Source organism: Actinomycetes bacterium, from assembly GCA_036510875.1.
GTDB lineage: Bacteria > Actinomycetota > Actinomycetes > Prado026 > Prado026 > DATCDE01.
In genome coordinates, this window is the sequence record DATCDE010000009.1 from 1 (window position 1) to 5,407 (window position 5,407).

General features: G+C 71.1%; 6 protein-coding genes. 3 read left to right on the forward strand and 3 right to left on the reverse strand.

Going from position 1 to position 5,407, the window contains the following annotated elements:
• Nucleotides 1–673: 673 nt before the first annotated feature.
• Nucleotides 674–907 carry a cupredoxin domain-containing protein gene (locus VIM19_00685; protein ID HEY5183434.1) on the reverse strand — a complete coding sequence of 78 codons (234 nt, stop codon included), beginning with the start codon at nt 905–907 and terminating at the stop codon, nt 674–676.
• A gap of 711 nt (nt 908–1,618) precedes the next feature.
• On the opposite strand from VIM19_00685, the gene VIM19_00690 reads away from it, so the two are divergent.
• A complete protein-coding gene (locus VIM19_00690) occupies nt 1,619–2,065 on the forward strand; it encodes a hypothetical protein (protein ID HEY5183435.1) in 447 nt (148 codons plus the stop codon).
• 41 nt (nt 2,066–2,106) lie between these two features.
• Here the strand turns inward: VIM19_00690 and VIM19_00695 are convergent, their stop codons facing one another.
• Nucleotides 2,107–2,292: a hypothetical protein gene (locus VIM19_00695; protein ID HEY5183436.1), complete on the reverse strand. Its 186-nt coding sequence runs from the start codon at nt 2,290–2,292 to the stop codon at nt 2,107–2,109.
• Between the two features lie 135 nt (nt 2,293–2,427).
• On the opposite strand from VIM19_00695, the gene VIM19_00700 reads away from it, so the two are divergent.
• Nucleotides 2,428–2,934, forward strand: a complete 507-nt coding sequence (locus tag VIM19_00700) for a sigma-70 family RNA polymerase sigma factor (protein HEY5183437.1) — start codon at nt 2,428–2,430, stop codon at nt 2,932–2,934.
• Nucleotides 2,931–3,644: an anti-sigma factor gene (locus VIM19_00705; protein ID HEY5183438.1), complete on the forward strand. Its 714-nt coding sequence runs from the start codon at nt 2,931–2,933 to the stop codon at nt 3,642–3,644. The genes VIM19_00700 and VIM19_00705 overlap by 4 nt, the downstream gene beginning before the upstream one ends.
• A 1,111-nt stretch (nt 3,645–4,755) precedes the next feature.
• Here the strand turns inward: VIM19_00705 and VIM19_00710 are convergent.
• Nucleotides 4,756–5,313, reverse strand: a complete 558-nt coding sequence (locus tag VIM19_00710) for a hypothetical protein (GenBank protein HEY5183439.1) — start codon at nt 5,311–5,313, stop codon at nt 4,756–4,758.
• Between the last annotated feature and the right edge of the window lie 94 nt (nt 5,314–5,407).

Genomic DNA, 5,407 nt, shown 5'->3' on the forward strand with positions numbered 1-5,407 from the left:
CCCGCAACTACAGGGCCGGCATCGTCCTCGCCGCCATCGTGCTGTTCTGGCTGCGATGAACCATCAGACACGCCCTAGACGGTGCCCAGCCCAGGCGTAGGCCAGTACCGGGCTCCCGCTGGACACCACCTTGGCCGCACCTCGCCGGCGTCACCCACTGGTAGTGCTGCAACCCGACGCCACGGTGGTACTGCACGAGCGCCTGCCAGGGATCACCGCCATGGACGGGCCGCTGCCAAGCGAGCAGGGTCCGCTCGAACTCGCCGTCAGCCTGGGTGACGACGCCCGGCTTCGGCTTGGTACGGGCCTTCGGGCACGTGGGTGTCCGCAGCAACCTGCACTGCGCTGCGCGGGCGCTGTGGGTGCCGTTGTAGAGGAAGGAGGCGGTAACCTGCTCGCCGTCGGTGCCTGCGGGTACGCCTCGACGACCCCGCCGCCCGCCTGCGCGATCAGGTCCAAGGCGCCACGCAGGGCGATCGCGGACACGCCCTGCCGCCACAACCGCCGAACCCAAGAAGAACCCAATTCGATCGACAGCGCCGATCAGGTTGGGGGCGGTCCGGGCATCGCCGCAGGTCAGTTGAGTCCCCCTGGCAGGACTTGAACCTGCGACCCGCGGATTAGAAGCAGGCCGCCGGGTCGCGTAGCTGGGCCGGACGACCGGTGCGCATCCTCAGCCGGCGACGGTCAAGGACCCGTGCATGTGCGCGTGGAAGTCGCAGGTCAGTGGGTAGGCGCCGGCCTTGGCCGGTGCGGTGAAGGTGGCCTGCCCACCCGGTGGGACGGTCACGTCGACGGCGGTGCCCTGGATGTGCACCGTGTGCGACACCGAGTCCTGGTTCGACACCGTGACCAGGGCTCCGGGTTTGACCGTCAGCGCCGAGAAGGCGAACCCGGAGATCGTCATCGTCGGAGCACTGGCGGCGGCCGGGGAACCGCCCGTGCTCGTGACCGGCGATGCGGACGGCGGCGCGACGGTCGGTGTGGATGGCGTCGCGCCCGACGTCGCGCTCGAACACCCCGCACACAACGCTAAGCCTGCGGCAGCCACGGCGAAACGGACGGACGATCGACGGAGTCTCATGCCTGCTCAACGAGGCCACTGGCTCGGCGGTTCACCAGGGCGACTCAGGCCGGTGGTCCGCGCCTGTCCGGCGGTCCGGCGCTGGCGTGCGACGCACCTCCCTTCGCGGCGTCATCGGCGGCATCCTGATCTGCACGCGCCTGCGCCCCGCCGTCAGGAGCCCTCCCCCGGCGGCGGGGCGCTTCGTGGACGACTCGTACTGAAAGGTCGACCCTGGGGCGCCTGGACGGCGGGACCTTAAGACCCGACGGCCCGGACGGCGGCAGATCCGATCCAGCGGCACTGAACCGAGCAGCCCGCGAGGGCGTTATCGGGATAGGTCGGCGTGACGCCGGCCTGGCCAGTGCGACTGGAGACCTCATGAGACGACCCGCTGCACCGTTGGTCACCGTTTCGTCGACGAGGTCATCGGTCCACGTCGGCGCCCCCACGGGACTGGTCAGCGGTGTCGGCGACAAGAACGCCTGCGTGATCACCGACCCACCCACGCACCGACCTGCGACGCGCTGATGTGAGGCCGTCAGGGAGGCATCGATGAACCTCACCCGCAGGACACTGGTGGTCGTCACCGTGATCGGCCTGGCCGTGGACGCGTACGTGCACTGGTCGCTGGCCAACACCTATGACGCTGTGCGGGCCACGGTGAGCCAGGGCCAGCTGTTCCGGGTCGAGGCCGTCGCCGCGGTCGTCGCGGCCTTACTTGTGCTGTGGCGACCGGGACGTCTGACGGCCGCGTTCGCCGCCGTCGTGGCCGGCGGGGGGCTGGCCGCCCTGTTGGCCTACCGGTATGTCGACGTCGGTCACCTCGGCCCGTTCCCCGACATGTACGAACCGCTGTGGTACGCCAAGAAGAGCTGGACGGCGATCGCCCAGGCCGCAGCCACCGTCGCGGCGGTGCTCCTCGTCGTCGCGGGGGCCGGGTCGAAACCGACGGATGTCGTTGAGCACCCCCGGGCACGCAGCTCCGGGTTACATCGTTAGTCCGGATCGGTCGCACCCCGCGCAAGCCAGGCCGGGTCGTGTCAGCCGGCGACGGTCAGAGTCCCGTGCATCTGTGCGTGGAAGTCGCAGGTCAGCGGGTGGCTGCCGGCTTGGGTCGGCCGCTCCTGGTCGTTCCGGTCGTGGGCGGACGCCGTTAGGGCCGGGGCCAGCAAGGCCACGGCGGCGACGGCGGCCGCGGCGATCCCGGTGCGTCGAAGGACTGCCATGAGAACCTCCCAATGGGTGACCCTCGTCCAGGGTGTTGCCTGCACGACGGCTGCCGGCCGCGGTGGGTTCACCTCGGTGGTGACCCCACTGAACCGGTCAGTGTCCCCGCCCGTTGTAGGGGGGAAGGAGGTGACGTGGCCGCCAGCCAGGTCGACCTGATGCGCGCCCTGAACGACGAGCACGCGCCGGCGCTGTGGTCGTTCACGCTCCGGCTGACCGGGGACCGGTCCCGGGCCGAGGACGTCGTCCAGGAAACGCTGCTGCGGGCATGGCGCTCCCCCGGGATCCTCGACGGGACGCACGGTGCCACCCGCGCCTGGCTGTTCACCGTGGCCCGGCACCTGGTCATCGACGGGTGGCGGTCCAGCCGGGCCCAGCGGGAAGTGACCGTCGCCGACCCGCCCGAGCCGGCGACCGGCGACGACACGGACCGAATGCTGCAGGCGTGGCTGGTCGCCGATGCCCTGGCCCGGCTCTCGACCGACCACCGGCAGGTCCTCGTGGAATGCTTCTATGAGGGACGGTCGGTCGCCGAGGCGGCCGCCCAGCTGGGCATCCCGGAGGGCACCGTGAAGTCGCGCACGCACTACGCGCTGCGCGCTTTGCGGCTGGTCCTAGACGAGATGGGTGTGGACCAGTGAACGACCAAGGGCCCGACCGGTTCGCTCGCCACGATGCGGTGTACCTGCTCGGCGCGCTGGCGCCCGAGGAGCGCCAGGAGTACGTCGATCACCTGCGCACCTGTGCCACCTGCAGTGAGGCAGTGGCGGACTTGGCCGGGCTGCCGGGACTGCTGGCCCGGGTACCGCCGGACCTGCTGCCCGAGCTGGGTTCAGAGGTCGTGGACGAGCCGCCGCCGACGCTCCTGCCGACGCTGCTGGTCGAGGTCCAGCGGACGTCGCGACGGCGACACCGGTGGGCGTTGGCCGGTGGGGTCGCCGCCGCGGCCGCGGTCGTCGCCGTCCTCGCCCTCGGCACGCTGGGTGCGATGCGAACGCCATCCCCGTCCTCCACGTCGACCCCGCCGACTGTGACCGCGCCGGCACTGACGCTGGCGCCGGTGGCCGCCACGCCGATCCGCGCGAGCGCGCAGCTACAGCCGGTGGCCTGGGGTACCCGCATCGTGCTGCGCTGCACCTACGCCGCCGGCGACCGGTACGGGGCGGCCGCGGGCAGCTATGCGCTCGTCGTGAGGGACCGCACCGGACGGGTCGAGCAGGTGGCCACCTGGAACGCCGTCCCCGGGCAGGAATCCGTCGTGTCAGCCGCGACCGCGCTCCAGCCGGCCGACATCTCCGGCCTGGAAGTGCGCACCGCCTCTGGCGACCCGGTACTGCGGGCCACGACCTGACGCCGCAGCTGCCCGGGTGGGAACCATCACGACGGCGGTCGCACCCGACTCGTGCCCACCGTGAGGAGAGCACTGAACCGCGCGGAGCGGACCCTCGGGGCAGCGCCACGCAACAGCCTCGGGCGCTGCTCCGGCCCCGGCGCCGGGTTGACCGCGACGCTGAAACCGCCCTGCCCACCCGTGCCATGGGGATCTTGGTACTCGCTGGTGGCCTGCATGGATGCCCGGCTGAACGTTTACGCCATCCTCGGGCTGGCCGACGGGGAGGCAGGCGTTGGCTGATCGCCAGGGAGCGGATCTCATCGGCGGTGACCACCCCGCCGGCGTTGCGGATCAGGACTCGCGCGCGCTGACCACCACCGACGACTCCAGGAATCTCCAGTACTACCTCTGAGGGACAGAGCCAAAGCTACAGGGCCTTGTCAGCCCGTTGAGCTCACAGCGTCGCCCCCCGGATGGGATCCGGGGCCGCCGCTGACTGTCCGGACGCAGGCAGGTCTGCGAGTCGAAAAGGAGCGCGAGAAAGAACCGCGCCGTCCGTGGCCGCCCGCCGCGGCTGGATGAACCGCATCCGCGCGGGCCGGCTTCGGCGCCCCAGCCAAGCAGTTGTCACCCCAGCTCCGACGCTCAGCATGTGAGGATCGGGCCGGCATCAGGGAGCTCAACCGGAAATCCGACCCGGGTGACCAGGCCTGTGCCGCGGACGCCATCCACACCCGAGGGCTGTCGGCCAACGAACCGCTCGTGGCAGCGGTCGATTGTGGGGCCCCGGAAACCGGTTCGATTCCCTGCCGTCACCTGCTTCGTGGCCGCCGCGCCGCCCGACCCGGGACGCATGCGGGTTAGACGGATCCTGGTGGAGCGGTGACCGACCGCCCTCGACTGGCGGCCGCGTCGGTCGTTCTCGCCTCGCCGCCGGACAACGGCCTGGGAGGCCTGGGACGGTCGGAGCCCCGCCGGCACCTGGGAGGTTCGGCGGGGCTCCGGGTCTGTTGGGCAGCTGTACGGGGCTGCCGGTGCTGCGATGGGCAGCGGGCGGCAAACCGGGGAGCCCCGCTGGTCCCTCCCGCAGGGGAGGTCCAGGGCGGGGCTCCCGGTCAGCGGCCTGGGGTCAGGCGGTCACCATCTCGCGCTCCGGGGCGAGGACGACGGCCTCGGCGGGGGTCTTGCGCTGGTGGGCCAGGCCGAGGATGCCGAGCACGAGCAGGAGCGCGGCGGCCGCGAAGGATACCCAGGCGGCGATGGTGGCGATCTGGCCGAAGATGGAGAAGGCGTAGGCGTTGAGCAACAGCCCACGCAGGGTCTCACCCATGAACAGCGTGGTGCGCTGGGCGGCCAGCGCGGCGTCCTTGCTGCCACCGGCAATCCACTCGGAGCTGACCTCGGAGTAGGTCTTGCCACCGGCGACCTTGGTCAGGTGCTCGGCGATCAGGTCGCTGTAGGCCTTGGCCTGCTGGCCGTTGGTGACCTGCTGACCGGCGTAGCTTTGCAGGTTGGCCGGCAGGGTGGACGCCGCGCCGAAGGAGATCTTCTGGGCGACGAGCTGGTCGTGCACGGTGTTCTTGGCGAAGTGGCCGCCCCACATCAGCAACGCGCCGGCGATGGCCAGCACGACGGCCATCACCAGCCCGGTGATGGAAAGGACGAGGTCGAGGCGCTTGCGACTCATGGTTACTCCCAGGTGCAGCCCGCACGGCGGGGAAATTGGTTGACGGGTCAATCGTTCGGTAAGCGCACGCTGCGAGGACAGGGCCGAAGGTCCG

Bases quoted from the DNA above. Each gene is read 5' to 3' on its own strand.
- VIM19_00685 (HEY5183434.1), bottom strand. From the start codon at position 907: ATGACGATCTCCGGGTTCGCCTTCTCGGCGCTGACGGTCAAACCCGGA.
- VIM19_00690 (HEY5183435.1), top strand. From the start codon at position 1,619: ATGAACCTCACCCGCAGGACACTGGTGGTCGTCACCGTGATCGGCCTG.
- VIM19_00695 (HEY5183436.1), bottom strand. From the start codon at position 2,292: ATGGCAGTCCTTCGACGCACCGGGATCGCCGCGGCCGCCGTCGCCGCC.
- VIM19_00710 (HEY5183439.1), bottom strand. From the start codon at position 5,313: ATGAGTCGCAAGCGCCTCGACCTCGTCCTTTCCATCACCGGGCTGGTG.